Raw genomic sequence first — 24282 nt, 5'->3', positions numbered from 1 at the left:
TTACCGTTATGGTGGAGAGATACGTGTAGCATCCGTTACTGGGAAAAAGGATTTTACTGCTAGATGGAAAATAAGATGACAACACTCTTTCGATCTAAAGTGTTGGTGGTTTTTGCCCACCCAGATCCACATGAATCTGTGGCGAATAAATGCATGATTAAATCTGCATGTCAGCTAGACAATGTTACCGTCCACGATCTCTACGCGTCTTACCCAGATTTTATTATTGATGTGCACTATGAACGTGAGCTGTTGATTGAACATGATGTAATTGTGTTCCAACATCCTCTGCAAATGTATTCTTGCCCTTCACTGCTCAAAGAATGGATAGACGTGGTATTGGGTAAAGGTTTTGCCCACGGTGGGGGCAATGCGTTATCGGGGAAATTATGTCGATTTGTGATAACGACTGGAGGTGTGTCGGAAGCGTTCAGCCAAAATGGATATAATAAATATAGTATGGATGAATTGCTGCAACCATTTGAATTAACAGTACTACTATGCAAAATGCGATGGGTGGAACCATTAGTATTGCACTGGGCACGACGTGTGACGGATGAAGATCGCAACAGACATGCAGAATGTTATGTTAATTGGCTTTGTAAGCCTGTGCCGGAGGTTGTTTGATGGAGCATAATTACCTTCTTGATACTCTAATATTTTTAGTTTCTGCCGCGGTTGCCGTCCCTATTGCTCAGCGTTTAGGTATTGGCTCGGTGTTGGGATATCTCTTTTCAGGGATTGTAATTGGTCCGTGGGGACTTGGTCTTATCAATGATGTTGAAGCAATCCTACATTTCGCCGAACTAGGAGTAGTGCTCTTATTGTTTCTAATCGGTCTTGAACTTAACTCAAAAAAACTACAGCAAATGCGCCTGCCTATTTTCGGGCTTGGAGGTAGCCAAGTGCTGCTGAGTACGGTGGTTATCGGTTTGTCTTTCCTGATGTTGGATACAAACCGTATTGATGCGTTAGTGGTGGGGATGGGATTAGCGCTGTCGTCTACCGCGATTGCTCTGCGGATTATTGAAGAGCAGCGATTGATGCGAAGCGAGGTAGGTCAATCTGTTTTTGCTGTGTTGTTATTCCAAGATATTGCGGTAATCCCCATGCTTGCTATTTTACCCGCACTTGCTGGCGGTAAGGGTAATAGCTGGTTAACTGTAGCTATCATGCTTGGTGCTGTGGTAGGGTTACTTGTAGGGGGTCATTATCTATTGCGGCCTTTACTGCGTTGGGTTGTAATGAGTCGAGTCAAGGAAATGTTCACCGTCACAGCCTTGCTTTTGGTGATAGGAATTGCCTTGGGAATGCAAGCCCTCGGATTGTCGATGGCGCTAGGGACCTTTTTAGCGGGAGTGCTGCTTTCTGAAAGTGAATATCGGCATGAGCTTGAAATAGCCATTGAACCTTTCAAAGGACTTTTACTTGGCTTGTTTTTTATTGCTGTAGGTATGGCTGTTGACTTGGGTCTGTTGCTTGAACATCCTTTAGAAATTCTAAGTGCAGTAGTTGCGTTGATAGGGGTGAAAGCTATCATTATCTGTGGCTTAGTGCGAATATTTTCCGTTAATAGGCAATCACGTAGTCAGGTGGTATTATTACTAAGTCAAGGAGGTGAGTTTGCTTTCGTGTTGTTTACTGCTGCACAAAGGGAAGGACTGCTTAACCCTTCACTTAATGCTTTCCTGCTGGTGGTAGTGAGTTTATCAATGATGACCACGCCTATTCTTCTAATGTTGCAGAAGAAATGGTTTTCTCGGACCATTAATTTAGATGTTATCGAACCTGAAAATGAGCGGTTCAAAAGCGAAGTAAATCGTGTCATTATTACGGGATTTGGGCGTTTTGGCCAAGTTGTTGGTAGGCTGTTATTTGCTAATAAGATCAAACTAACTATTCTAGAACGTGATCCATCACAGATAGCGCTATTGCGGAAATTTGGTTACGAGGTATATTATGGCGATGCAACACAACTTAATTTATTACGTGCTGCAGGAGCTGAATCGGCCGAAGCGATTCTCATATGTGAAGATTCACCGGAAGAAGTTATTGAAATTGTTGAACTTTGCCAGCGACACTTCCCTAACTTAAAAATACTGGCACGGGCACGCAGCCGTGTAGAAGCCAATCAATTGCTGGGGCACAAAGTCAAAGGGTTTTCGCGAGAGACTTTTTTAAGTGCTTTGGATTTAGGCAAGCAGGCACTGATTACGTTGGGCATGCATCCGTACAAAGCAAAGCGTGCAGCAGCGTTTTTCAGAAAGCTTGATGAAATGCGTCTCCATGAAATGCATCCTCAACACAGTGAGGATGTATCAGCAACATCACGAACCAAAGAAGCCCGATTAGAACTTGAAGAACTTTTTGATCTCGAGATGAAAGGTGACACAGAACGCCATCAGAGCTGGAATCGAGAATAATATCCACATCAGTGGATACACATCGTGTGATACAGCGATTAAATGGTTCTAAATTGCATGTAAGGGTAATCTTTTACCAGTCCCCCCTTGAAAATAAATAAGAGATGATTATCTCCCAATTGCCTATTGAGTTATGCAGCCTGCCAAACGGGCTTCATGAATAAAGAAGAATTTTGAAAATAAACCACCCCCGGTGGAAGAATTGGACTCCGAGCAAGCCAACGAACTCATCCGTAAATTATGGGACAATCTTCGTGAGTACGAAGATTGGTTGTCTGCTAGTTCACGGAACTCATCATGCTCTCCGTCGTCAAACTCCTTCGCAGCAAGGGACTAGCGAAAAAATCGCAACACCCTAGCTGCCGAAATCAGGTTGGCGCTCAACTTGGCCATGAGGGACACAAAGAAATCAGTAAGCGAACTCAAAGAAAGCGATTCCATCGTGTATTGTCAGCTAGATACCTGCTGCACCCAATGCAGTGGGAAGGTTGCTCAGAACACGGAATCTACTCATCGTCATGAAGTCTTTGTGTTATCCAAAGCTTCATTGGATATTACGGAATATCAGTTATTCTATGGTCGGTGCCAGCACTGTAACCCTCTCGTTCTAACCAATGTGCCCGATAACGCCCAATCAGGTCAGTTAGGTCTCTCATCTACTTAACCACCTTGCCATTGTATCAGGCGTTGCATCACCATGTAAAATAATCTGTTGTTATTCATATAGATGAAACAACGCACAAACGAAATGGGGAAGCTGCTACCAGAGGGGTTTGTCTCCTCAGTGGTATCATGCGAAAAATCTGCTTCGATACTAGCTTTTACCGCGGAGAACAGTTCTGTTCACGTGTTATGTCTGAGGTGGAAACTTGTAAGAAACTTTGGTTGTCTGCATTGGATGTCATTGTCGATGTAGTGTCATCGGTAATCTGAAAACAATTTTATCCCGACGTTTTTAATCTCATAAACATCTAGTTAAGCCACCTCTGGTTAACACTTACGTCTTAAGGTGTAATTTGTCAAATCCGAATTGTTGGTTAACCATTCGAGTTCTGATGTCCTGACAGAGCATGTTTGTAAATTCATCCACTGGCTCACTTTTCGCCTGAGCCAACCTCTTGAATTTCGATAAAGAATTTTTCTTAGATTTCTTCGTTAGAAACTCAAACCACACACGCTTGAAACAACGTTCAATTTCAGTCACATATTTTGTTTATTTTTATAGGTTGTAACTGATTGGTTCTGGGTGACAAAGTATCACTAGGTTGGTAATCCGCTGCCACCACCCCTAGTTTCCGTGATCCACGGTTGATTACCTATCTCAAATCGGCCATCACACACTGTCATCCAATCATGATGTTTACAAAATGCCGTGATCGCGGAGATCTGTACCTGAGCAGCATACTATTGATTAAAAAGATCAATTTGCTCCTTTCTAGGTAAGGCACAGTTATTTTTTAAAAAGTTTTTTCTTTATCACTGTATAAACGGTATCCTACTTTAGGTATAAGTATTATCCTCAATCATTAATAGAAGTTTAACTTTGCCCGTATATTCAGTACGAAATTTCTGATCAGAAAGCACCAAAGAAGCGTTATCAACAATTTGTTTCGATATCAAGGGCACGGCTTTTATACGCTTGATTTCTTTCTATAGGTCCTTATCAGAAAGACTTTCATTAGACAAACGTTCCATTTGAGTGAATAGGTGATTATTTAAATCGATCAATTGATTTCTAATTTCATATTCTTTTCATGATCAGTTAATAAATCTTTAATTGATACTTTGCCACCTGTAGCTTCCGATATTGCACGAATGTACCTAGCGGGGGTTTGTTGTTTACGATTGATCCAGTTCCATACGTGGGATTGCCTAATACCTAATAGCTTGGTTAATGCGGTTTGCCCTCCTAATATTACAACAGAATGTTGTATGGTAGACATTTCAAACCTCCAGAAAACCAGCTTTAATTGTTATTTTAATACTTAACCAAGTATAAGCTAAGCGCATTCTTAGTCATATTTTAAATGGTAATCACTTCAAAGTTAACAAGTTTGCGCCACTGCTATTTTCAATAAGTTTATTTGGTCTTTCTCGGTCGATAAATGCAACGCTAGTGTAGAGATAACAGCGCTTTAATATATCGTTGTTAATACTTTCACAGACTTTAAATTTTCAAGGAATATCTGCCATATAAGTTATAGCTAAGCATTCTACTTCGAAATAGCCGTTTAGCGCGGAAAATGCTTTTAAATAATTGATGTTAATTAACTTTCATTGTTTACTAACAAAAATGTTGTATTAATTCAGCAACCAAATAAGTTGGTTTGTTCGATTACTGACTCTGCACCTATTAAATCGGTTCAGGCGTTTTTTACAAGGTAACTACCCGCGATGACATATCTCTTTCACTGAGCCTTCCGATAGGCCATAAAGTCTAGATAGTCCCAGAGGGGTTATGTACGAGGGGGTATGGTTAGTTCATTTTCCATCTGTGATAACCTTTAGGGTTATATATCCAGACCTGTCTGAGTATATTCACACAACATGTAATTTATGGAATGACACAGGAATATTGGAGATAATCAATCATGTCAATAAATACGTATGAAAAATTGAGCATCATGCGCGAAAGCGAATAGATAAGCCGAAATGCGGTTTGTGATTTGACTGGAATTTCATATAATTCGCTTACAGACTACGAGTTAGACAGAGCCGTAATGGGACTCAACGTTATACAAAAATTTCTAGGACATTCAAGATGTTAAAAATACACAATGTGGTTTATATTTGATTAAATTGAGCCAAAATCCGGATAAATCAGTCTGGCTCTCGCACACTTTTGGTAATACGAAACAAAACAAGATCAATCAGACAAGATAACTGGCTAAACCTTTGGTTAGACTCCGGTTTATGTAGTGGAGTAACCAATGATGACTTATTCTAGGGGATTGAATATGTTTATTCAGAAGCTCGATAGTGGCTAATACATCGGTGGATGTCAGACCTGCTGGTATGAAAGGAAAACGGTATCGTAAAAAGTATGATTGTAAAACCGAGGCGACTCATTATAAAAAATTTGTCCTTACCAACTTTGATGACACGGACTGACAAGACAGGCCGGATAATAAGAGAGTGCTATCTGAGGTCATCACGCTTTGGTACAAGCTTTACGGGCAAACACTAAAGAGAGGAAAGTGCGAGCAACAACGGCTGCTAAAAATTGACAAGATCATGGGGCACCACAGAGCCTACCAGATAACCAAGCTGTTCTTTATATGCTTGTAGGGCGTCACGAATGGACGTAGGCATTCAGGCATTATCGCTTAATCGAGAGCATAACGCCCTAGGCAGCGTTTTTACCGCGCTCATTGATACTGGCGAGTATCACCATGCGCACCCCTTTAAATGGATAATAAAGCTTAGGGAGAAGGTATTTCAAATGGGGTTCCGATCTCACTATTAGATCAACTAACTACTCCATCGCCTACAAGGTGACTCTGCAATAATTGCAAAACTATGCCTAAGTACGGGAGAGAGATGGAGTGAGGCGAATGATTTGCGAGGGGAGCAGCTGACTCATGGTCTGGTTACGTTTTTGGATACCAAGAACAATAAAAATAAACCTATCCCTGTTGGATACAAGCTTAATGCGCAGCTTAAACAAAAAGGATCTGGTCACTTATTTAATAGTTATTATGTTGATTTGTATAGTATTGTTAAAAATCTTGAATTGAACCCCACAAAGGGGTAAGCGAGTCACGTTCTGCGCATACTGTTTTAAGTTACTTCATGATGAATGGTGGAAACATATTGGTACTGCAGAAGATCTTTGGCCATGGCGATATAAATCCCATGCTACTATACGCTGATTTTTCGCCTGATTATTTGGGTGATGTTATCCGGCTCAACCCTCTAGGAGGGTGAGCGTAAATTGACCTCCGATACGTCAAAACATGTTTAAACCCGTCCAGATAAAGATGAATAATTAACAAATAACCGCTTGATTTTAAGTAAACCACCCCAACTTCGTTGGGTTAAGAAGTCTGCAATAAAGGCTTGCTGGAATTAAAAGAAGATAGATAGCAGTTCCTGCTTATGGAAAGTGCTTAAAACTCGATACTCTCGAGTTGCAGCAAGCGAAATAAGAAATATCGCCCGATTAAGGACGATCAGTAATAACGCTATTATCGTGGAAGCTAGGTACTTTAGTGCCGAGTAGTTCACAGCGCGATAGCTCTTTAACAACGGCCTCTTGAACGAACTGAGAAAAGCCGCCGTAATGTTTGTGTTCATTGACGGCATCATTAATTTTTTACGTAGGAACGTAGGCAGTGACACGTTATATTTCTTTGATTTCCCTAGGAACGACTCAATATCAAGATCTATCAGCGCCAACACCCAACCTTTGAACTCTTCTTTATCGAAGTGATCATTAACACTACTTGCTAATGGGGGGACTTCGCTAACATCGGCAAGCGTTTAAAAGTAAAACTCTAGAGCTTCTTTTGCCTTAATTAAGGCATTTTCGTAGCTGTCGTTATCCTCAAAATAATCCGCAGCGTCAGGGAATACAACGCCAAACTCGGTGTTGTCGTCGCCTGTTTCAATTGCAATCGGATTGCTCTCTCCTGAGTGAACCATAGAATCAGGAGGCTTATAGCTTCGCCTGTTTTCTAATTGCTTTCATAAGTCCTATTCCTCAATCCTTCTTTGGAGGAGGCATTGTGAGCGGTAGTTTTTGGTCTGTGTGTCTGAATTGGTGATGACTTGCTTTGACTCTGATCAACTCTAAACCTGCTACCTCTACCTCTTTAATTAACCTGAACTGCGCATAAGAAATGAACTAAATATCCAAATCGTGATTTGATCGTTTGAAATAAAATATTGACTGCACAAAGACTTTATGCATGAACAAGTTAGATGCCGTTTTTATCAACTTCTGCCAGACTTTCCTCCCTGCATGGGAAAAACACCTAATTTTTTTGGTTTCAAATAAAGAAACAAACCTTCTTGCCTCTTAGTTAGCGAAGTGATGATGATAGTGATATCCTTCCATCAATCAGGATATCGAGACTTTAAAACTTATTACACCCACCTTGTTTGCCGCTACCGCACCAACAAATTTCCTGCATTAATCAGCTATACGCGAATACTTAAGCTCATGCAGAGTGTTTTTGCTCCGCTTTGCTTTTACCTCACTCACCGTCTTAGATAAGGCCGATAGGGATTACTTTCGTTGATCCGTCAAAGCTACAAGCTTATCACAACCTACGCATTCTCAGATATCAGATTTTTCAAAGTATCGCGAAGCGAGGAAAAGGAATGATAGGGTGGTTCTAAGGTTTCAAATTACACCTTTATTATCAATTGACTAAAGTGGCATTATCTCAGTCAAAGTGACGACGGCTAACGTGGATGATAGAAAGCCTGTATTGGAAATAGTTGATGAGATTTTGGGGTGTTTATCCGGAGATAAAGGTTATACCAATGGTCCATTGGAGCGGGAACTGGCAGACAAGGGAGTGACATTGATAATGGGTGTAAAAAAACATGAAACCCAAAGTGATAAAACTTTGGAACCACCTGATGCTCCGTAATAATTTTTATTAAAATTGTTTTTGACGAACTAAAAATATATCCCAGATGGAGCATTCTCGGCACCGTAGTTGAATCAGCTTTATGGTCAACTTGCTGGCGTTGCTTATTGCGTATTCATTTCAACCCAAAAAGCCGATCATTAAGATGACTAGGTTTGATAAGCAAGCGCTTATGCGGATCTGAGGTTAATTAACTCTCTTCTTTTCACCATTCCTCTCTTTTGTGTAATATTGGGTTGTTATAACCACTTTTGATATGTATAACAAACAAAAGAACCCATTGAACTCCAATTAGATTTAAATCAAAAATTTAACTACCTCTTAGTATAGAGTCGAATTCTCGCTACACTCAATATTCCACTTTGTGGAAGGTAACGAAAAAGTAACTAGATCGATCTAGTTAACCGTGGAGAAAGCAACTGATGACGCTCCGCTTATCGGCTCCTCACTGTCTCTACATGTAAGCATAGATCAACCAGCACGGAGCATGGGTATGCCTGCCATTCTGTTTATTTGTTCTTATGTTATTTAATTCTTTTGTTTTTATTAGCTTGATCATTAGGTGCGGCAAATCTCTAGATTTATCAGGGGAAGAATAATTAGAGTTCAAAGAACTCTAATTATCTCAATCTGATTTTTTTAACATGCTTTTTTAATTCAAGAATCTAGAGGTTCTTTTTCACTCCGACAGTTTGTCATCATTTCAACGTCTTTACAGCTTCATTTCTAGGATGCTATTCTTCCCAGTACCCTACATTGTTTCGAGGTAAATACTGAGTGTTATTCCTTTATTTTTCAGTACGTGGTGACACGCTTTTATGTCATAGGTTCCATAAGTACTGACCTGTTGTATCTTTCGTCTTAATGGGTTAAGCAATGTAGGTAAAACCGCATTGTCACCAACAGGAACTATGCTAACTGCTGCAGCGATCACGACGTGGGCGACAGCTCCCTGATTCGGTAAATAGTACTTAAATTCTACGATTTTTAAACGCTTAATAATACAAGTGTATGTAGGGGATTTCAGCGGGATATTCATCAACAGAGGAACCGAATTAAGAAAGCTTTTTAATCCACGAAGTGGGAGCTTGAACATACCTTTCATCATCAGTGCCGTTTCAATCGCGGTATCCAAAAAATGACTGAACTACGGTTTATTAATGCTTGATTATATTGTTTCCAGTTGATGATCTTGTGCAGGGCCTTGCCCAAGATAACTTCCCGTTTAATTCCATTAAGATCTGATCGTAGAAATTGCGATTAGTTCAGATATTGGGGAAATAAAGCATGTCAAAAAAACTATGTGGTATCCCTCTCGAAGGAAGTTTACTGAACTAAGGATGATTTTGTCGAAAGTTAAATTTGATGCTTATGTATTCAATAAGTTAAATTATTCGTTTATTATGACTTATTGACTAGTTATCTATTACTGCAAATATCCTGTTTCCTAACAGGACTTATAACCATGGAAAATCCATTTTCTAGATGGAAATAAACTTATTGAACCCATGATAAAATTGACAATGAATCAGTAGTAAAAAGACGAATGCATAATATATTGCTCCATAGAACATCCGTGTATATAATAGAATTTCATAGAATAAATGTTCCAAAAGTTTCTTTAGGAGGTACTTATGTAGATGTTTTCAATTTGAATGGGTTTATCGAGGATATTGTATAGTGTTTTTTAAATAAGAGTGTTGATGAAATAATAAATATTATTATTGATGTTAGGGAAGCATATCAGAATGACAAAACGGTTTAATTTTTAACTAAAATTAGGAACTAAAATGAAAAAAGTAGCAGTTATTTTAAGTGGGTGTGGAGTTTTTGATGGTTCAGAAGTTAACGAAGCTATTTTAACTCTTCTTAGCCTAGAAGAGCAAGGCTTGTCATATAATTGTTTTGCACCTTCAATGGATTTTAATTCGGTAAATCATATTGACAATACCGAGGGAGACGTAAGAAATGTTCTAGTTGAATCGGCTAGGTTAACGCGAGGTCATATATCTCCCCTTGAATCACTTAATGTTGATGATTTTCAATCACTTGTTGTTGTTGGTGGTTTTGGGGTGGCTAAAAATCTGTCCAACTTCGCAAAAGGTTTAGATTTTGAGATATTACCTTCTTTTAAAGAAATACTTTGTAACTTTAAGAAAAGAAAGAAATGGGTTGGTCTTATGTGTATAGCTCCTATAGTTCTTCCTTTTATTTATAAAAAGCCAATTTGCACAATAGGTCATTGTAAAGATACTTCTCTATTTATCGAACGAAATGGAGGCACTCATGTTGAGTGTGAGGTGGTTAATATAGTTTGTGATAATGATAATCATATAGTTACAACTCCTGCTTACATGCTTGCAAGAAATATCATTGAGGCAAAGGAAGGTATTAATAAATTAATATCTAAGTTGGCTAGAGAAATTAAATGACATATTTTTCTATTATAGCGATGATTTATGTCACTTATTATTCACAATGCGTGTGTAGCCGAAACCGATAAAGAAATAAAGTAATATTGTTTCGATATTTTGTTCGACATTGTAACTGGAATATTATTGGTTTTCCGAAAAGAAGTTAAAGAATTTAATATTGGTAGTGAAGTTATTTAAATAATGAAGTGCCTAAATAATAGAATTAATGTTTAGATTAATTTTTATGAATTGCAAGTGGATTAAATATAGATATTAACAGAAAGGTATTTCACGACATGAAACTTCATATGTCAATCATTGAATTATCATAATAAAAGATTAAACTTATTTCATAACGAAAACTGGATGCAGATAGTATAGTTTATGTTGGTTGACTCTCCACTAGTTTGTGTATTTCACTTGATGGAGAACGTGATATACCTCTTAGTTTTTAATCTCCTATACCATAGGATTTCATCATTTTATTGAAAATAATATGACAACTCATTTATGAATCCGATCACTAATAGTTGTGCGCTTCTTAAAGGTCATGTATTTAACAGATTTTTCTTCGTGTAAAAACCCTGTTTTTTCAGGGTGATCCTTATAGTTACTATTGATGTTAAATGTTATTTTCTCCCGCAAACAAAAACGGTTAAAAAGCAGGGTATGGGTCTTGGTGGACATCAACTCTATCGTTACCAAGTTTGTTGCTGAACCTTCTAGCTTGAATATACATACAGGGCTTGTCAGGCGGGGATAAAAGAGCAAATTATTGAACTCACTATGAATAATTCTGGTATTCTTGACTCCTCTCGAGTGCTACACATCAACATTAATGCAGTTGTCAGAGTTTTAAAAAACTTACACTAGGCTGTGTAACTATATTCCTTCTTGATGTACAGAAAGTGGTGCTTATCTGTAAAATAGATGCGAAATGGTCTTTAGTTGGTGACAAAAAGATCCCTCGCTGGCTATGGTCTACTAGGGAACTACAATTGAAGAAAATTATTGCTTACGAATTTGTGTGTTGTAAAAGAAAGATATTCAATTTACTTTTCAATCGGTTATCAATATTCGATGTGTCATGTTGGTGCACGGACGGTTTCAATATGTACGATATCCTTCCCGAAAATAAGCATATTGTTGACAAGCTTTATACTCAATGAATTGAGAGGGAATTTTTAACCTTCCGTACACGCTTAAAACGACTCAACCGAAAAATAATTAGATACTCCAGATTAACGGAAATACACGACAAAGTGATCGGTATATTCATTGAACGGGAGTATTACCTTTAAACCATAATCAACCTACTGAAGACATGACCAGCAGGCACCATAGCCTTATTAGTGAGGAATTTCTTTCTGAAATTGTTTTACTATATTACCTCCAAATTAAGGGGTGTTTTCATAGCCATGAATTTTACTCCCATGCTCGATCACTTACTTGAAGTCACTCTTTTTTCGTATCAGCAGCAAGTGCAACAGAACATTTAACATCACTAGGGCAATTTCTACAGCGATATACTCATGAGTAGACACATCAACGGCAAGATACAGTTTGTGCCAGATACGCCGATTTTTCTTACCATGTTTACGCGATTTCCATTCACTTTAGCAGTATACATTTAGGTTTGTGGTGACATCCACTCCACATCCTTGGCTGGCTCATATACTTTTAAGTCTTTGCTGCTGTGACTTTCGGTCGAAAAATTAAACTCCTATCTTTACGTCTTAAACCTGACTTATATGGCTAAAAACCGTTATCCAACTTAGTTGATAAATATACATAAATTTAATCACGTTTCGTTCTAACTATATATCTATCAAAGAGAAAGTAATGGTTACGTGTTGTTTCTAAAGGAGTATTTAAGTTTTATGACATTGGTGAATGGTCGTAATCCGGTCATGAAAAAGCAAAAATTCCGAGCTGCCAAAATAAAAAATTATAGAAATACAAACGATAAATGAATATCTAGAAAATTACTTGAATGAACGACGTTCTAGTGTGGCACCATTTACGTTAATTTCAAAATCAAGCAAGGAAGAAAACATAAAGAATGATCGGTAAACGAGTTATTGACTTAGTAATACATAGTGATATTCTTCAACTCAGCATGCGATGGCATAGGCACTTTTCAACAAATCGATAAATGGTTATTTAACGATCTTGCGTGCAATTCTTTATAGAGCAATGAGTGATGGGCTTATTGATAAAAACCCAATGGAAGGAATCGAAAACTTAAAGAACAAACTAAACGAACCGTACCCGTTCAACAAAGCAGAAATTGCATTTATGCATGAATGCAAGGATGTGTGCTAGCATGGCAAAAATGCGGTGCTTCTTAATATATTAACAGGCCTTCGCATTGGCGAACTGATTGCGCTTTCTTGGGATAATATAGACTGGCAGATAAGCACTCTTTATGTTCGCCATGCACGAGTGCTTAATTATTATAAATTCCCCAAAACACTTAGCTCTTTACAGTATGGTTTAACTTAACCAGCTAGTGTTAAGATTTTTGAAAAATCAGTCAACGTTCACAGGTGAGCGTCGCAGAAAAACTGTTAATATTTTACAGCGAGACCACAAAAGTTTTCGTAAAGAGTCTATAGACTTTTTATTTCTCAATAGCAGCACACGCGAGCCTTTTCTTAACGCCAGACAATTTGGCAAATCCTTTTTTAATCCATTTTTAGAAAAGATTGGTATAGCACATCGAGGGGCTGACCAATTTCGACATACCTTCGCTGCAGAGTGCTTAACAGTGGGTATTAGTAAAGAGTGGATATCCAATCAAATGGATCACACGGGCACTAACATAATCGGATATGCATTATGGAAAATTGCTCCGTGAAGATGTGCCTAACGGCGCTTTGCTAGCATCACAACATTTTCAAGATGCGTTTGGCTTACCGAGACTAAAAAGAACAATCTGGTTACCTGCTGTGCCTGATTCTGCTACAACTCTATTGAGAATATTACAAAAAAGCCTCAGTTATTCGAGTTCCTTTAAACCATGGTGGAGGATGTATGATGAACTTTATGATTCTTGAAACCAATTTAGCATGCGTGCATTTGAAAAATGTGATGGTAAAGCAACTCGCTGCGCGTTTGCTTCGCAAAAGATGCAGGCAAGATATGTTTCTCTTGATTCTCTAACTCTACCTCAAGGAGGTCGAAAATGAACGAAGTCAGATTTTCCCATCGTCGATAAAACTTTACATTTAGCCAGAAAAATCGTGCATGTTGTGAAAGATCATTGGCGCATTCACTTCGTATTGTGACCAAAGAGAAGCCCCCGAAAAAACTTGAGGGGGCAGCAGAATTTCAGCAGCTAAATGTGCTCTGGCGTAATGGAGAAATTCTACCCTTAAATGCATTTCCAGATGAAGAAAAAATACTGATGCTTTACCAGATTGCGCCTGAGCTTTCGATCCGTGATCACAACAAGAAGGGCTATTGAAGATTCTGAGACAATGGCAGATTAGCAACGAATTAATATCAATTAATGAGTACGTGTTGTTTACAGCGAAGTTTTGAAATCATCACTTTTATCAATATCCGATAAAAGCGATTTTTGGTCATGGTGATGAGCGTGATAAAGATGAAAAAACAAGTGGATATACCCACTATTTTTGTCAGGTAAAACTCAGAGACTGGCAGATTTGTTTTACTGCAAACACAGCGATCTGTAGTCAATGATAATATTATTAAACAAGGATTGAGAGATAAGTGATTACCACTAAGAAGCCATTTATCAAAAGAGGAAAAGAGGTTCTTTGGAGAGATTTTGCAGAAAATGGATTTTGAATATGGTAACGATCATCTGTTTAAACGCACGGGGTTAGTTGCAGTTCTTGCTCCTGAAACAGAGGGATGCTCTGAGCAACGAAAGAAATGAATAGAGAGGGCAAACTACCTAAGTTAGATCGCGAGTACAATTACCATAATCGAATGATAGAAAGGCAATTAGAGAAATTAAACGCCTTAAACATAGAAGTTAATAATGTGAAAGAAGAACTCAACTCTGCCAATAATCAACTCAATATCACTAAAGGTGAGTTATTGTTACTAGAAGAAAATAGAAACTAGTTAAAATGAAATAACCAGATTCTGAGTGAACAACTGGTTAAGCTACGAGCCAGAAAATAAATTATATTGGCTATTATCCGCTCATTTAAAGATGAAGTTCTTGCACACCTAACAAAGTTTGTTACCAATATATTCATGGCTTTAAACAGCACTGAGTTGGGTTATCAAAGCAAAGTAATGGATTTCATCAACACGGTAGTAAACCAGTTGCTCAAATTGCCATATCCGCTTAAAGATCAAGCCTTGCAAAGGATTTATGCGATAGAACCTAATAACCATAAATACACGAAAAAGACTATAGATAATAACCATTGATGCAGGGAAAATACGCTAGAGCTAATAAGATTAGATGGATATATAAATAACTTAACAAACCAATCAATAACAAAAGTTACATAAGGTGAACATAATGGCTAGGCCAAAAGTGTATATAGAATTAAAACTCATTGAAACTGTAAATAACAGGGTTTTTGTTGGTAATACATAAGGTGTTGTTTCCGCAAAGAAAAAGTACGGAGTTTTGATATGAAATTTTGAACATTCTACTGATGGTTTTGATTTTATCAGAAAAAATCAGGTTATGAAGGACACTTTCTAAGTCTGACTTTCCTGATGGTAATGAATAACTCGTTTAGTTAACATAACCCCATTAATGATAAACGCATGACAATAAACCACTTGATTTAAACATAAAATGTATTTTAGGTCAATTGGTTACCTGCATGCCATTGCTAAATTTAATTGATGGGGTTTCAGTGCTAATAATAAAGATTAAGTAGGTTTGTTTAACTAGATCTTGATTATACTCAAGCTTACTGGTGATTCAGTAAATGACTTTACTCATCTAATAGGCTACAAAACACTATCGTTACTGATCAGATCACGGCATTGCTGAGTAGTTGACACTGATTTAGTCAATAAAACCTCTTGAATAATTACGGGAAATAGGTAATTTGAAAGCATTTTTATATAAATATGTCATAGCGTTTAGGGAAAGTACCTGCAAGAATACCTCAGTGAGCTTTGTTATAGGTTCAATCGAAGAAAAATGGAACTAGTGATCCATAATAGACTATTAATAATCTTAGTAATTACCGCACTGGTACATTTGTACTGAATTATGGTTGTGTCTTCAATAAGTTAAATTTCGTATAGAAAATTAATTCTTTCATGCATTACAACGCCTTGTTAATACACATGATATTTGTAGTAATCGATAACTTTGTTTCCTGTCATACCAACGAACTATTCAACTTATTGAATACATAACCCTGAATTAGAATATATAGGCATATTAATCAAAGAAGATAGAGTGGATATGGAAATATTAAAAAGTTTATTGCGCGAGTTCAATACGGATATTGTTAACAGTGCCATATTAATTACGATGGCTAGTATCTTCGTACAAGGTCTTTGGTTTAAAAAAGCACAACAAGTCGAATTCGTGGAATACGTACCTACTTTGTTAACGACTATGGGTATATTCGGCACGTTTTTAGGCATTGTATTGGGATTGTTAGAATTTAATCAGCTTGATATTGAGGCAAGTATACCACCTTTGCTGAATGGGTTGAAAACAGCATTCATTACCAGCTTGGCTGGTATCTTTTCATCATTAATATTTAAAACCTTGTCAACATTTTCATATTTAAAGCCTAAACAAGTTCTAGATATTATTTATCGTACAACACCAGAAGCTATTCTTGGTGTAATTCAAGCGCAGGTTGTGGAAATAAAACTTCTAAAAGATGCATTGGTAGGTAACGAAGAGTCGACATTATTTGGCCAGTTAAGGATCACTACGTAGTGACATGAATGATAATGCAAAACTATCAGTAAAAGATGCACAAGAGCAAGCTGTTAAGCAACAAAAAAGCTTTGATACTTTTTCTAAGAAACTATGGCTTAATCTATAAGATTTTGCTGATACCTTGTCAGAATCGGCAACCGAACAGGTAATTGAAGCACTTAAGCAAGTCATTTTAGACTTTAACCACAACTTAACTGAACAGTTCAGTGAAAACTTTAAACAGTTAAATGAGGCCGACCATAAACTGGTAGATAGGTAAAAAAACTATAAGCTTCAGCTAGAACAAATGCAGCAACAATATGCTCAAGGTGTAGATGTTATATCTGCAATTGAATCAGCATCAACTTACTGAACTTGAGCGTCATCTAGAAGCGTTCAAGTTAATGCGTGATGAAGCCATTAAAGCAGTGCTAGAGATCAGACAGCAAGTGCAGAATACAACTAATGACATTTCTGCTGCTGTGAGCACAGTAAGCGAGCATTATAAATTGCTCATTTCAGAGTCAGATGACTACATTAAAGAGCATGTGAAGATCTCAAACGAGCTACTTGAAAAGTTTGCCAGTGAAACAAAGAAAGGGATCACTAGCGTCGGTACTCGTTTAACGGGAAGCTCAGATCTTATCAGTAAAAGCATTGATATAGCAGCAAAGGAATTCACGAATAATGCTGCTAAAACTAACCAGAGCTTGCAAACAAGCTCTGATGTGCTGCAATCTCAAACCGAAGTGATTAAGCAACACTTACAAGATGCGGGAAGCGATCTCAACAGCACTATCCGAGATATGACTGAAAAGCTAGTAACTGATGCCAAAGATATGACCGCGACCATGAAAAAAGCAAACAAGGATTTAGTCAGGGATACAGAGCAAATGCGAGATATTGTAGTGAAGTCAGCTGAAAAGCTATAATAAAAACTTGATGAAGTGATTGATGACGCTGCAACACAGCAAATTAACTAAGCTAAACGAACATTTGGTGCGATGGAAGAGCAAGTTAAGCAGAAGATTGGATTAACAGGGGAAGCCGTTGATTCACAGCTAAAACTCATTGATGCTGCGATGCAGCAGGAAATTAACCGAGTGATGAATGAGATGGGTCAAGCGCTAGCTCAAGTCAGTGGTCGGTTTGTTGAGGACTACGTGAAGTTGACTAACGCCATGAATGAAATTGTGGTATGCGGATTTAGTGAGTGAAATGGGACTTTTTTAATCCCTTTCAACTTCTTTGATCAAAGTTGATATGCTCGAACCATAGTTCGTTGCTATTTGCGGTTCCGCAGCCATATCAAACAAGCTAATGGCATCATCATGAATTGGATCTCGTTGATATAGTGGATGTTTCACTTTTTGGAATCCTTCAGTAAATAGCATTTTAGCTCTAAGAGCTTCAAAGCTATAACCTCGACCAGTACGGTTCATAACTCGAATGAGGTTGTTGAGACTTTCCGTATAAGCATTCGTTATTGGATGATCAAAGTACGCAAAAACTTCATTGTGCCAGTTACCCATAGCTTTGATTAGCGGATCGAAATACCGCGTCATTTTAGGTGAAACCAGTCGTAGCCAAGCGTAGTAAGCTTGCTGAGCTTCATCACGCGTCTGACTGTTCCAAATGCCAAAGAAAGACTCTTTAAGTTCGTAAGCTTCTCCCATTTCGGGATGGTTAAGTATCCAGCTAGAATAACGTAAGTATTCCGCATCTGAGAGTTCGTGCTTTCGCTTTAGCAGTACAAACCTATCCTTTAGTAGTCCACGGCGCTGTTGTGGCGTAAGTTGGCTACGTATTGCTTTTCTTGCACGCTCTAACGACTCGTTGGCCATTTTGACTACGTGGAACTTATCTATGACGATAGTGGCATTCGGTATAATGGTTTCTACCGTGTCCTTATAAGGATGCCACATGTCCATTGCGACAAATTCAATACGCTCTCTGTCTTTGCGTTTTGTAAAGTAGCGAAGTAGAGTTGATTTATTACGGTTGTCGAGCATATCAATGACTGTTTGATGCTCAATATTGGTTAACACGCATCGAGGTTTCTTGATGATATGAATTTCATCAATTCCTAACCATTTTGGCATTTCGCATTTCAGTCGTTCTTCTTCACGCTCGCAGTAATCTTGAAATATGTTACGGATTGTTTTTTCATCTACACCTATATCATCTGCAATACTTAAAAATGTACGTTTCTGGCTCTCTCGCTCGATGTATTCAATAAGCCGTTTAGTCATCCTACGTTTTTCATCTTTGCGCGATACAAGCTCGTAGAACGTCTTATTACAACTTTGGCACTTAAAACGTTTACGATTTAGGTGGATGCCGACACGCTTGCCGTGCCTGGGTATATCCATGAGAATTTCGGTTCTTTTCCCAAAACCAACAAGATCAGATGTGTAGCAGTGGATGCAAAATGAAGGCGGGTATTTTAGTTTAGCGTAAACTTGATAATCATACTCAGATTCATGAATCTGAGTAACATTGTAGTCAGGCCAATTTAAAATATTTTTCATAGTCAAAAAGAAAGGAGCCGTAGCCCCTTGCTGTCACTCCACTTCTACTGCATCATCAATGCTAGCTTCAGCGTACAATGCTTTGGATAGCCAGCGGTGGCCAAAAAACTCTTTAACCTCTTCCCGCGTTTCACAGACCTTGCCGCTAAAACGGTCATGCTCACTTTGCCAACTAGTGCGACCAACTTGATGACAGATGAATTTTCTGCCTTTGGTCTTGTAAAGAAATAACTCTGTCCAACGACCAGTTTGGGCGCTATGCCTACTGCCCATAGCTTGATTATCAGAACTAACCACATTTGCTACCAGTTCACCAGTAAAGCGAATGTTTGGCGCGTTATCGATATCAAGTGTAAATGTTTCCATTTCAGACTCCTCGTCTACGTCCACGTCAATTATTTGCTCTATCTCAAGTACGCTGTAATTAATGCTGCTGAAATCAGAATCCAGATAGTCAGCCAATTCGTGTGCATTCAGCTCGTTACCATCTTCATCAACAACCGTAACGCTTTCTACAGACCAAACATCATCCTGTCCCTCGGTTCCCTGTAGACAGAGAGTCGGAGTCGCATTTGTCGTAGTTAAAGCCTTCGGTGTAAGTAATTTTGATACCATCTAAGGTTGAGGTTTTAGAAGCCAAACCAAAAACGTGAGGAATATCGTTCAGATCAGAAAGATTCGTTTTCTTCGTTCCACTCTTCAACTTGACGATCAAGACGCTCTAAAACTTCGCAATCTTGTTCTCGTTGCTAGTCGTTGCAAGCTACCAGAGTTTAGAATTTAGCAATTAGAGATAGTTTTCATGGTTAAATCCTTGTCTTCTCAGAGTCGCCGCTGAGTTCGGCTGTGGATGTCTCCACGATCTTAATACTAGTGTATTTAGTTTATGATGCCAATCATTAAATCCGATTTCAACCAATTAATACATCCTGTGTAAATCAATCACTAAATCCGCATACCCATTTTATAAAAGTATTGTAGAAGTAGTAACTAGGTTAATACATATAGATATTGTATAGGTATTGACTAGGTTATACCACTAACGTGGTAGCAAAAAACATACAGGGGAGTGAGAGCATGATCATAGTCATTGGCGGGGATAAAGGCGGCATGGGAAAACCACATTAACAGTAAATTTAGCCTTTTTTCTGATGAAAAAAGGTAAAACAGTTACGGTAGTAAAAACTGATAATAACAACAGTATTTCAGACTGGTACGAAGAAAGGAAACAACGCAAATTGCCTTTATTTCCGTTAGTTGAGAGTTTCGGAAAAGTCAAAGATAAAATAATTCTACTTAACAAACGATCTGATATCGTGATTGTTGACACGGCGGGCTATGATAGCCCTGAATTAAGGAGTGCATTACAGTGTGCAGACTTATTAATCAGTCCCGTAAGACCCTTAGCAGCGACAGAAGTTAACAGCATCATAAAGCAAGCTCAGGTACTTAATCCTAAGCTGGAAGCAAGAGTGTTATTCTATCGTTGCAAACCAAATCATCACAAAGAAAGAATGGAACTATATAACTATATAACTACCTGGCCGCTGATAGCGATTGGATTCAACCGTTAAAAAATTACGTGACCTTTTTAACTGCTTTTGAAAAATCAACGGAACAGGGGATGGGTGTTCACGAAATGAGCAACACAGCGACAGCAAAAGCACAAATAGAGTTAATTTCACAGGAAATCGGAGTTTAGAGAATGGCACTGCCAAAAAAAGACACAAACACACCAATACCTAGCCCTGCGGAGTTTATTCGAGAGGCAAATAAGAAGCCTGCTACCGAAAAAGGTAAAAGGGTAACCCTATACTTGCCTTTGGTAACTGATGATGAACTCACACAATTAGCCACAGAAAACAATGTGAGTAAAACTATTATTCTTAAAGCTCTATTGAGTGGTTTCAGAAATATGGACGTGAACGAACAAAACCGCCTTTTATTTGAAGCGATTAAAAACAAATAAGTGGGGTCAGTTTGGAGAGCGGAAGTTATTGAACGGTAAGACTGTTTTTGAACAGGTTTACCTCTAGCAATAGAGGTAAATCCTCGCCCAATGCTGGCGGGGCTAACAGATCACTTCGCACTGCGTAGTCCCTGAGTTTTCTGTCAATAACGCGAGAGATGCTTCCTCTTTTCTACGCTAGATCATAAATATTGCAATTATTACCTGAAATCAGGGATAAGGATTTAATATAATGTTTAAATTGAGATCAATTATATCGCTACTTTTAGTGCTATTTCTTAATGGTTGTGCCGTAATGTCCAATGGTTCTTGACAAGAAGTAACGGTTAGAAGCCACGATCCAAAGGCGAAAATTTTCATAAATGGAGCTTATAAAGGTGAAGGGGATATCATTACGACTTTTAGAAAAAAATAATTACAACATAACGGTTCAGGGTTCTAATGACAAGTGTAAATCAGTGACTATACTTGCGACTAAATCTTTTGATCCAACTACTTTATTGGGGGTTTTCCTTGATTTTGGTATTGTTTCCATTTTTGTTGTTGATGGTCTATCTGGAGCATGGCAGCAATTTGATCAAACAAACTACGTAATTGATGCGAACTGTCCAACGTAAGGAATCTCAATTTTTTTGCTCGGGCGGGATGGTAAGTGGAAAAGAATAAGCATCCTTATCTGCGGAACCTGATAACAGCATGTAGAGGTATTATTGATTGAATCATGCCTATAATGTACTGATCTAAATTTTCTTTAACAGTCTTAATTAGTCTGCTGGCGAACAGGAATACCGAGTCTTATAACTTTGTTCATTACCTTGACTAAGCAGCGTTGTCGAAACTCTTGTTCGTCGTCACCTTCCATAGCCGCAATAAAAGCTTGGGGAATCACCTAGGCTGTAGCGGCAAGGCCATACGCAAGATAGTTGCCCTGATCCAAGAACCGATTGACGATATCGTTTGAGTATCCGCGTTCAGATCGAGTGAAGTCGCCATATTGGCTTGCGTAGCAAGCTAGGCGGTAGAGCGTTTTGGTGGTTGTTGCTTCAAGAGACAACAGGTCTTGAGTGGTGGTGCAGGTTTCAATTTTATCCGTAAAGCGAGAAAGTGCGGCGTTGAGCTGGTTTACACAAACAGGAAACGCGTCGTGCTTACTGGCTTTTAGCCAATGCTTTTTGACTTGACGGATCCTTTCTTGTTGGAGTTGTTTTGCGGCTTCGAGTCGTAGTGCATCATCAAACCAAAATCGAACCCATTGCTGTAGATACTCGGTAGGTCGGTATTCTGATTGCGGTGTTAGCCATGATACCTTAATGGATGAATAAATTTCACCTGTTGGGAATAGCGCCATATCACCAATTATCCAGCCATACGAACCTTGCCATAGGCGAGTTTGCTGTCCATCAAGTGTCACATTCCACAATTCAGGTAAACTTTGCTTATGGCGCGTTGCAAAAACGCTTTGCCCATCTAAGCTCCAACGCACTTGGGTAAAGCGCTGCTGCTCAGTTAAACTCTGCCACTGCCCATTAACATAGCGATAAAGGTCATTGAACTGTTGTTCTTCCTGATCTAGGTTTATTTGTGAGACGACAATACCTTGTTGTGGATGAGTATCCCGGCTGGTTAAGTTTTCTATTGTCAATAAGCGATGCCATTAATTTTTCTCACTATCCCACATCGCTAAATTTTCATGATCAACCCCATTATTACGCCAAGCAAGCAGTTGATCTGATGCTCCATTGGCCAATAAGTATTTAAATGGCTGACTATCTAGAGATTGAGTACCCGAAAAGTGTTCCTTACTTTGCGCAATTTGATCTGAAAACTGCGTTATAAGATCGGCACGAAACTCTTCCTAAAGCGTAAAAAAATCTTTACTAAAAGCGTGTCGCGCGCTTCGGTTTAAGAAAAAACTCGGAATTAAATAGCCACTGTGATTGGTTAAAAAGTGCTGGAGCGCTTCTTCAGCATATGTTTTGGTTAAATAATCAATGAAATACGCACCGTAGAGATAATCACTACCAATGGGTAAACGGTTCTCCATCACTACTTGATTTAGGTCAGCTAATTGACCGTTCGCCACTTCACATACGCATTTGCATAGCAAAGTGACTATCGTATAAGCGACCATAGTCTCGTTCATTTTTACTTTCCACATAAATCGCCACCCCTTCTAGTAACCTGGATGGAGTCAGGGCATGCGAGAAAAACAGTATTTGGCGGTCAAAAATATCACGTGCTCTAGTTACCGCACGGTCATTTAACTCCATATGAACAATGTGTGTGTATTCATGGCGGATCAGCGTATGCAACCCATCATCGTTCCCTTCCGAATTATTTATATCGCTAGGAGAATGTAAATTTAGAAGAATTTGAGCAGAAGACAGCGGCGTTGCCCAACCATTGAAATGGTCGTAATCATCCACCAGCGTGAGATGAGTTTTGTCCGTTGGCATCTGTGAAAACTGACTGGCAAGATCTTGATGCACTTTTTCTGCAATGTCTAAAGAATGCGCAGCGTATTGCACCAATTCACTACGAAAGTGTACGATAAAGTGTTGTGATTGTTGCATCAGCCACTGTTGACCACCTTTGTTCAAAGCAACTGGCTCTTCGGCCAATATTGTAGGTGTATACATACCCAAATACATCATTGAACCCATAATGGGTAAAAGTATGCATTTAAATTTCTTTGATATCATTTTCTAAAATAAACAAATGTTATATCTTAAATCACGCCTACCTAGATTGAAACGGCACTGATGGTGAAAGGTATTTTTAAGCGCCCACTTCATGGATTAGAAGGCTTTCTCGATTCGGTTCTTACGTTAATAAATGTCCCGCTGAAATCCCCTACATACACTTGCATTAGTAAGCGTTTTTACATTGGAGTCTTCCAAACTTATCACCCTACTTACGCCTATATCGTCAATAAAATCTTTGTCGTGGCTAACGACTAACACGCTGCCGTTAAAGTCACTCAGAGCTTGAGTCAGCATCAGTCTAGATTCTAGATCTAGATGATTATTCGGCTCATCCAATAATAGTAGGGTGTTGTCAGATTGATGGCTGATGGTTAACATGGCGACTTTCATCCTTTCGCCTCCGCTCAAGTTTACCACATCAAGCGTTGCTTTCTCTCGTTTTAATCCAATACCTGCCAGCAGCGTTCGCTGGTTCATTTCCGTTAGATGTGGGCAAAAAAGGCCAAGTTTTCAAGTGTGGACTTTGTGTTATCCAGCAACGTGAAATGCTGATCTAGATAGCAGAGGCCTGTACGCACATGAATGTTTCCGTGAACAGGAGAAAGGTGCCCGGCTATGGCTTTCAATAAAGTGGACTTACCACTGCCGTTTGTGCCAGATAGGTGGATTTTTTCTCCGAAATTAACAGAAAATGTGATATCGTTTTCATGTTGAATATAGGGCATGACGCACTTCGGTGATATCCAAAATACG

25 protein-coding genes and 9 pseudogenes are annotated in these 24282 nt (G+C 38.6%); 22 read left to right on the top strand and 12 right to left on the bottom strand.

Going from position 1 to position 24282, the window contains the following annotated elements; all coding sequences use genetic code 11:
• Positions 1–63 precede the first annotated feature (63 nt).
• The 4 genes from kefG (at position 64) to BTN49_RS20355 (ending at position 3356) form a co-directional block, all read left to right on the top strand.
• A complete protein-coding gene (kefG, locus tag BTN49_RS04345; RefSeq protein ID WP_097356168.1) occupies positions 64–627 on the top strand; it encodes a glutathione-regulated potassium-efflux system ancillary protein KefG in 564 nt (187 codons plus the stop codon).
• A complete protein-coding gene (gene kefB / locus BTN49_RS04340) occupies positions 627–2423 on the top strand; it encodes a glutathione-regulated potassium-efflux system protein KefB (RefSeq protein ID WP_097356167.1) in 1797 nt (598 codons plus the stop codon). The genes kefG and kefB overlap by 1 nt, the downstream gene beginning before the upstream one ends.
• Before the next feature lie 193 nt (positions 2424–2616).
• Entirely contained in the window at positions 2617–2760 is a 144-nt protein-coding gene (locus BTN49_RS20360; protein ID WP_394336636.1) for a DUF6444 domain-containing protein, read from the top strand.
• A 455-nt stretch (positions 2761–3215) separates the two neighbouring features.
• Positions 3216–3356 carry a hypothetical protein gene (locus BTN49_RS20355; protein WP_394336635.1) on the top strand — a complete coding sequence of 47 codons (141 nt, stop codon included), beginning with the start codon at positions 3216–3218 and terminating at the stop codon, positions 3354–3356.
• A 791-nt stretch (positions 3357–4147) separates the two neighbouring features.
• On the opposite strand, the gene BTN49_RS04325 is transcribed toward BTN49_RS20355, so the two are convergent.
• A complete protein-coding gene (locus BTN49_RS04325) occupies positions 4148–4366 on the bottom strand; it encodes a YdaS family helix-turn-helix protein (protein WP_097356166.1) in 219 nt (72 codons plus the stop codon).
• A 1192-nt stretch (positions 4367–5558) separates the two neighbouring features.
• Between BTN49_RS04325 and BTN49_RS21925 the strand changes: the two genes are divergently transcribed.
• The gene (locus BTN49_RS21925) at positions 5559–5711 is read left to right on the top strand and encodes a phage integrase (protein WP_423248250.1); all 153 of its coding nucleotides are present in this window, start codon (positions 5559–5561) and stop codon (positions 5709–5711) included.
• A gap of 1 nt (position 5712) precedes the next feature.
• Positions 5713–5889, top strand: a pseudogene (locus BTN49_RS21920) (phage integrase); the annotation flags it as partial.
• A gap of 602 nt (positions 5890–6491) precedes the next feature.
• Here the strand turns inward: BTN49_RS21920 and BTN49_RS04315 are convergent.
• Together BTN49_RS04315 and BTN49_RS19640 are read right to left on the bottom strand one after the other, a co-directional pair.
• A pseudogene (locus BTN49_RS04315) lies at positions 6492–7067 on the bottom strand (type II toxin-antitoxin system HicB family antitoxin).
• Positions 7068–7125: 58 nt separating this feature from the next.
• Complete coding sequence (locus BTN49_RS19640; RefSeq protein ID WP_338026457.1) at positions 7126–7242, bottom strand: type II toxin-antitoxin system HicA family toxin; 117 nt, start codon at positions 7240–7242, stop codon at positions 7126–7128.
• Between the two features lie 91 nt (positions 7243–7333).
• On the opposite strand from BTN49_RS19640, the pseudogene BTN49_RS21915 reads away from it, so the two are divergent.
• Positions 7334–8207 (top strand): annotated as a pseudogene (locus tag BTN49_RS21915) (IS982 family transposase).
• Positions 8208–8760: 553 nt separating this feature from the next.
• On the opposite strand, the pseudogene BTN49_RS04295 reads toward BTN49_RS21915, so the two are convergent.
• Positions 8761–9235, bottom strand: a pseudogene (locus BTN49_RS04295) (transposase); the annotation flags it as partial.
• 578 nt (positions 9236–9813) lie between these two features.
• Here BTN49_RS04295 and elbB point away from each other — a divergent pair.
• Together elbB and BTN49_RS04285 are read left to right on the top strand one after the other, a co-directional pair.
• Entirely contained in the window at positions 9814–10455 is a 642-nt protein-coding gene (gene elbB / locus BTN49_RS04290) for an isoprenoid biosynthesis glyoxalase ElbB (protein ID WP_097356160.1), read from the top strand.
• A gap of 588 nt (positions 10456–11043) precedes the next feature.
• Positions 11044–11738: pseudogene (locus BTN49_RS04285) on the top strand (IS1 family transposase).
• A 204-nt stretch (positions 11739–11942) separates the two neighbouring features.
• Here BTN49_RS04285 and BTN49_RS17355 read toward each other — a convergent pair.
• Positions 11943–12050, bottom strand: a pseudogene (locus tag BTN49_RS17355) (IS5/IS1182 family transposase); the annotation flags it as partial.
• A 727-nt stretch (positions 12051–12777) separates the two neighbouring features.
• Between BTN49_RS17355 and BTN49_RS19635 the strand changes: the two are divergent.
• The 9 genes and pseudogenes from BTN49_RS19635 (at position 12778) to BTN49_RS17320 (ending at position 17541) form a co-directional block, all read left to right on the top strand.
• A complete protein-coding gene (locus BTN49_RS19635) occupies positions 12778–12942 on the top strand; it encodes a site-specific integrase (RefSeq protein ID WP_338026456.1) in 165 nt (54 codons plus the stop codon).
• A gap of 19 nt (positions 12943–12961) precedes the next feature.
• Positions 12962–13297 carry a site-specific integrase gene (locus BTN49_RS17345; RefSeq protein ID WP_223823666.1) on the top strand — a complete coding sequence of 112 codons (336 nt, stop codon included), beginning with the start codon at positions 12962–12964 and terminating at the stop codon, positions 13295–13297.
• A 405-nt stretch (positions 13298–13702) separates the two neighbouring features.
• A complete protein-coding gene (locus BTN49_RS04275; protein ID WP_097356159.1) occupies positions 13703–13906 on the top strand; it encodes a hypothetical protein in 204 nt (67 codons plus the stop codon).
• Between the two features lie 434 nt (positions 13907–14340).
• Entirely contained in the window at positions 14341–14535 is a 195-nt protein-coding gene (locus BTN49_RS04270) for a hypothetical protein (protein WP_097356158.1), read from the top strand.
• Between the two features lie 944 nt (positions 14536–15479).
• Positions 15480–15652 (top strand): annotated as a pseudogene (locus BTN49_RS17340) (IS1595 family transposase); the annotation flags it as partial.
• Between the two features lie 201 nt (positions 15653–15853).
• Positions 15854–16342, top strand: a complete 489-nt coding sequence (locus tag BTN49_RS17335) for a MotA/TolQ/ExbB proton channel family protein (RefSeq protein WP_223823669.1) — start codon at positions 15854–15856, stop codon at positions 16340–16342.
• A gap of 124 nt (positions 16343–16466) precedes the next feature.
• Positions 16467–16604: a hypothetical protein gene (locus tag BTN49_RS17330; RefSeq protein WP_223823665.1), complete on the top strand. Its 138-nt coding sequence runs from the start codon at positions 16467–16469 to the stop codon at positions 16602–16604.
• Between the two features lie 124 nt (positions 16605–16728).
• On the top strand, positions 16729–17256 hold the full coding sequence (locus tag BTN49_RS17325) for a hypothetical protein (protein ID WP_223823664.1): 528 nt from the start codon (positions 16729–16731) through the stop codon (positions 17254–17256).
• A 72-nt stretch (positions 17257–17328) separates the two neighbouring features.
• On the top strand, positions 17329–17541 hold the full coding sequence (locus BTN49_RS17320; protein ID WP_223823663.1) for a hypothetical protein: 213 nt from the start codon (positions 17329–17331) through the stop codon (positions 17539–17541).
• Positions 17542–17553: 12 nt separating this feature from the next.
• Here the strand turns inward: BTN49_RS17320 and BTN49_RS04255 are convergent, their stop codons facing one another.
• Entirely contained in the window at positions 17554–18855 is a 1302-nt protein-coding gene (locus tag BTN49_RS04255; protein WP_097356156.1) for an ISL3 family transposase, read from the bottom strand.
• Positions 18856–18888: 33 nt separating this feature from the next.
• Positions 18889–19470, bottom strand: coding sequence for a hypothetical protein (locus BTN49_RS04250; RefSeq protein WP_199399348.1), 582 nt, complete (start codon positions 19468–19470; stop codon positions 18889–18891).
• Positions 19471–19979: 509 nt separating this feature from the next.
• On the opposite strand from BTN49_RS04250, the pseudogene BTN49_RS04245 reads away from it, so the two are divergent.
• The 3 genes and pseudogenes from BTN49_RS04245 to BTN49_RS04235 all read left to right on the top strand — a co-directional run.
• Positions 19980–20429: pseudogene (locus BTN49_RS04245) on the top strand (hypothetical protein); the annotation flags it as partial.
• Between the two features lie 131 nt (positions 20430–20560).
• Complete coding sequence (locus tag BTN49_RS04240; protein WP_097356154.1) at positions 20561–20824, top strand: hypothetical protein; 264 nt, start codon at positions 20561–20563, stop codon at positions 20822–20824.
• Positions 20825–21186: 362 nt separating this feature from the next.
• The gene (locus BTN49_RS04235) at positions 21187–21441 is read left to right on the top strand and encodes a hypothetical protein (RefSeq protein WP_223823662.1); all 255 of its coding nucleotides are present in this window, start codon (positions 21187–21189) and stop codon (positions 21439–21441) included.
• A 143-nt stretch (positions 21442–21584) separates the two neighbouring features.
• Here the strand turns inward: BTN49_RS04235 and BTN49_RS18935 are convergent, their stop codons facing one another.
• The 4 genes from BTN49_RS18935 to BTN49_RS15055 form a co-directional block, all read right to left on the bottom strand.
• Positions 21585–21713, bottom strand: a complete 129-nt coding sequence (locus BTN49_RS18935) for a hypothetical protein (RefSeq protein ID WP_263363498.1) — start codon at positions 21711–21713, stop codon at positions 21585–21587.
• Positions 21714–22466 (bottom strand): type I-F CRISPR-associated endonuclease Cas1f, encoded by a 753-nt coding sequence (cas1f, locus tag BTN49_RS15065; protein WP_199399347.1) that lies wholly within the window; start codon positions 22464–22466, stop codon positions 21714–21716.
• 213 nt (positions 22467–22679) lie between these two features.
• Positions 22680–22907, bottom strand: coding sequence for a hypothetical protein (locus tag BTN49_RS15060; protein ID WP_199399346.1), 228 nt, complete (start codon positions 22905–22907; stop codon positions 22680–22682).
• A 1-nt stretch (position 22908) separates the two neighbouring features.
• Complete coding sequence (locus BTN49_RS15055) at positions 22909–23487, bottom strand: hypothetical protein (RefSeq protein WP_199399345.1); 579 nt, start codon at positions 23485–23487, stop codon at positions 22909–22911.
• A gap of 84 nt (positions 23488–23571) precedes the next feature.
• Here BTN49_RS15055 and BTN49_RS12795 point away from each other — a divergent pair.
• Positions 23572–23703, top strand: a pseudogene (locus tag BTN49_RS12795) (transposase); the annotation flags it as partial.
• A gap of 308 nt (positions 23704–24011) precedes the next feature.
• Here the strand turns inward: BTN49_RS12795 and BTN49_RS20340 are convergent.
• Positions 24012–24254, bottom strand: coding sequence for an ATP-binding cassette domain-containing protein (locus BTN49_RS20340; RefSeq protein ID WP_097356152.1), 243 nt, complete (start codon positions 24252–24254; stop codon positions 24012–24014).
• Positions 24255–24282 lie beyond the last annotated feature (28 nt).

It is taken from the genome of Candidatus Enterovibrio escicola (assembly GCF_002464935.1).
GTDB lineage: Bacteria > Pseudomonadota > Gammaproteobacteria > Enterobacterales > Vibrionaceae > Enterovibrio > Enterovibrio escicola.
The sequence above is the reverse complement of the archived record's forward strand: the minus strand, read 5'-3'. Positions and strand labels throughout refer to the sequence as shown.

Bases quoted from the DNA above. Each gene is read 5' to 3' on its own strand.
- kefG (WP_097356168.1), top strand. From the start codon at position 64: ATGGAAAATAAGATGACAACACTCTTTCGATCTAAAGTGTTGGTGGTT.
- kefB (WP_097356167.1), top strand. From the start codon at position 627: ATGGAGCATAATTACCTTCTTGATACTCTAATATTTTTAGTTTCTGCC.
- BTN49_RS20355 (WP_394336635.1), top strand. From the start codon at position 3,216: ATGCGAAAAATCTGCTTCGATACTAGCTTTTACCGCGGAGAACAGTTC.
- BTN49_RS04325 (WP_097356166.1), bottom strand. From the start codon at position 4,366: ATGTCTACCATACAACATTCTGTTGTAATATTAGGAGGGCAAACCGCA.
- elbB (WP_097356160.1), top strand. From the start codon at position 9,814: ATGAAAAAAGTAGCAGTTATTTTAAGTGGGTGTGGAGTTTTTGATGGT.
- BTN49_RS04270 (WP_097356158.1), top strand. From the start codon at position 14,341: ATGAATAGAGAGGGCAAACTACCTAAGTTAGATCGCGAGTACAATTAC.
- BTN49_RS17335 (WP_223823669.1), top strand. From the start codon at position 15,854: ATGGAAATATTAAAAAGTTTATTGCGCGAGTTCAATACGGATATTGTT.
- BTN49_RS17325 (WP_223823664.1), top strand. From the start codon at position 16,729: ATGCGTGATGAAGCCATTAAAGCAGTGCTAGAGATCAGACAGCAAGTG.
- BTN49_RS17320 (WP_223823663.1), top strand. From the start codon at position 17,329: ATGGAAGAGCAAGTTAAGCAGAAGATTGGATTAACAGGGGAAGCCGTT.
- BTN49_RS04255 (WP_097356156.1), bottom strand. From the start codon at position 18,855: ATGAAAAATATTTTAAATTGGCCTGACTACAATGTTACTCAGATTCAT.
- BTN49_RS04250 (WP_199399348.1), bottom strand. From the start codon at position 19,470: ATGGTATCAAAATTACTTACACCGAAGGCTTTAACTACGACAAATGCG.
- BTN49_RS04240 (WP_097356154.1), top strand. From the start codon at position 20,561: ATGGCACTGCCAAAAAAAGACACAAACACACCAATACCTAGCCCTGCG.
- BTN49_RS04235 (WP_223823662.1), top strand. From the start codon at position 21,187: ATGGAGCTTATAAAGGTGAAGGGGATATCATTACGACTTTTAGAAAAA.
- BTN49_RS15055 (WP_199399345.1), bottom strand. From the start codon at position 23,487: ATGGGTTCAATGATGTATTTGGGTATGTATACACCTACAATATTGGCC.
- BTN49_RS20340 (WP_097356152.1), bottom strand. From the start codon at position 24,254: ATGCCCTATATTCAACATGAAAACGATATCACATTTTCTGTTAATTTC.